The sequence below is a fragment of the Streptomyces sp. NPDC007095 genome (assembly GCF_040634475.1).
In the GTDB taxonomy this organism is placed as follows: domain Bacteria; phylum Actinomycetota; class Actinomycetes; order Streptomycetales; family Streptomycetaceae; genus Streptomyces.
The window spans coordinates 1-1,992 of the sequence record NZ_JBEYFS010000495.1 but is presented as its reverse complement, the minus strand read 5'-3'; the positions used below and the strand labels follow the sequence as shown (position 1 = coordinate 1,992).

Here is a 1,992-nt window from a genome sequence, read left to right as displayed (position 1 = left end):
GCGGCCCTGCTGCTGGCCCGCACCCGCGCCGTCCCAGCGGCGGACACCGCTCACTGGGAGATCCCGGCCGATCCGGCCGCCGTCTCCAAAGCTCGGAAGTGGATAACCCGCCAACTCACCACGTGGGGCCTGGACGACCTCCTCTTCACCACCCAACTCATCGTCAGCGAACTGGTGACCAATGCCATCCGCTACGGCCGTCCGCCGATGGACCTCCGTCTGATTCGCCACCACGTCCTGGTGTGCGAGGTCACCGACTCCAGCAGCACCCAACCCCGCCTGCGACGTGCCCGCACAACCGACGAGGGAGGACGCGGCCTGTTCCTCGTCTCTCAACTCGGCGGACGATGGGGCTGCCGCCATGGCCAGAACGGCAAGACGATCTGGTCCGAGCAAATCATCCAGGATTCCCCCTGAAGCTACCGCTCACCAAAGTGGGCCGAGGCAGAGTCACCCACAACTCTGATGTCTCTCGGCCCAGCCATGCAGCAGCTACCCGAGGCCGGAGTCTGCGAGCAGGAGCAGACCCCCACCTCGTGGCCGCGGCGCGACTCGGCTCGATGGAAGCGCAGCGACCGGGATCAGGTGCTGCTATCACCGAAGCCGGGCTTGGCGTTGATCACGGATGAGGCGTCGACGACCACGTCACCCGCACGTTTCTCCGGCACCCCGGCAGTGTCCCTCCCCTCGTAGCGTGGAGTCCGTGATTGCAGGGGAGGTTGGGGTTCATGGGGTCCAAGCAACGGACGTACACGCCTGAGTTTCGTGAGGGTGCTGTACGCATCGTGATCGAGACCGGCAGGCCGATCCCGGAGGTCGCCGAGGAACTCGGCGTGCACTCCGGCACGTTGCACAGCTGGGTGTCGCGGTGGCGGCGCAACGGGTCGGCGTCGTCCGACCGGCCGACCGAGCCCGCGCCGCCGGGTGGTCGGATGCGCGAGGCCGAGCGCGCCGAGCTGGAGCGGCTGCGGCAGGAGATGTCGGAGAAGAACAAGCGGATACGCGAGCTGGAGATGGAGCGTGATGTCCTCAAGCGATGCATGGTCCTCCGGGTGAAGTGACCGTGATGGACCCGGCCGCCCTGGCCGCGTTCATCGGTAACCAGAGGACCGAGCACTGCGTCCCGCACCGTCTGGCCTGCCGGGTCCTGGGGGTGTCGGAGTCCTGGTTCTACAAGTGGCGCGACAAGCCCACCACCGCGCGTGAGATCCGGCGCGGGCAGCTGGCCGACGTGATCCGGCAGATCTTCGAGGGCTCCGGCGGCACCTACGGCTCCCCGAAGGTCTGGCTCCTCCTGGTCCGCGCGGGCTGGCAGGTCTCGGTGAACACTGTCGCCCGTCTGATGGCCGAACTCGGCCTGGCCGGACGGAAGGTCCGCCGACGGCGCGGGCTGACCCGGCCCGGCAAACGGCTGGCGGCCCCAGACTTCGTGCGGCGGGACTTCACCGCGGACGCGCCTGACCAGGTGTGGTGCGGCGACATGACCGAGATCACCACCGGTGAGGGCAAGCTCTACCTGGCCACCGTCATCGACCTGTTCTCGCGCCGGCTGCTCGGTTACGCGATGGGCGCACGCCATGACGCCGAACTGGTCGTGGCGTCCTTGAACATGGCCGCGGCCACCCGCGGCGGTGACGTGAAGGGCGTGATCTTCCACAGCGACCGCGGCAGCGAATACGGCTCCCGGCGCTTTCGCCGGGCCTGTCGTCGCTTGGGCGTGACCCAGTCCATGGGCCGCGTCGGGTCGTGTTTCGACTGTGAGAATGATCGAGTGCCGTTCCGGGCGGTGGCTTGACCCGTGTTTCGACTGGCGTTGTTGCCTTGGCGTTGATCCGTCGGCCACAGCCTGGAGCGGTACTCGCTGCCGCTGGGCAGGGGACGTGTCCCGATAGCGCCTCTGAAGCTTCCCCGTGATCTCGGACACGTAATGGCTATGCCGCGAGGGTGTGTTGATGCCGCTGCCTGGTCTCAGCCGGGGTGAGGTAGCCGAAG

Annotated in this window: 3 protein-coding genes; all 3 read left to right on the top strand. The window is 67.8% G+C overall.

Annotated features, from left to right (window positions below):
• Positions 1–417, top strand: a 417-nt coding sequence (locus ABZ656_RS57690; protein ID WP_360280735.1) for an ATP-binding protein, incomplete at its 5' end; no start/stop codon positions are given.
• A 311-nt stretch (positions 418–728) separates the two neighbouring features.
• Positions 729–1,061, top strand: coding sequence for a transposase (locus ABZ656_RS57685; protein ID WP_360280732.1), 333 nt, complete (start codon positions 729–731; stop codon positions 1,059–1,061).
• Complete coding sequence (locus ABZ656_RS57680) at positions 1,037–1,795, top strand: IS3 family transposase (protein ID WP_360280729.1); 759 nt, start codon at positions 1,037–1,039, stop codon at positions 1,793–1,795. The genes ABZ656_RS57685 and ABZ656_RS57680 overlap by 25 nt, the downstream gene beginning before the upstream one ends.
• The last annotated feature ends 197 nt before the right edge of the window (positions 1,796–1,992 follow it).

Coding starts and splice junctions, on each gene's coding strand:
- ABZ656_RS57685 (WP_360280732.1), top strand. CDS start 729: ATGGGGTCCAAGCAACGGACGTACACGCCTGAGTTTCGTGAGGGTGCT.
- ABZ656_RS57680 (WP_360280729.1), top strand. CDS start 1,037: ATGCATGGTCCTCCGGGTGAAGTGACCGTGATGGACCCGGCCGCCCTG.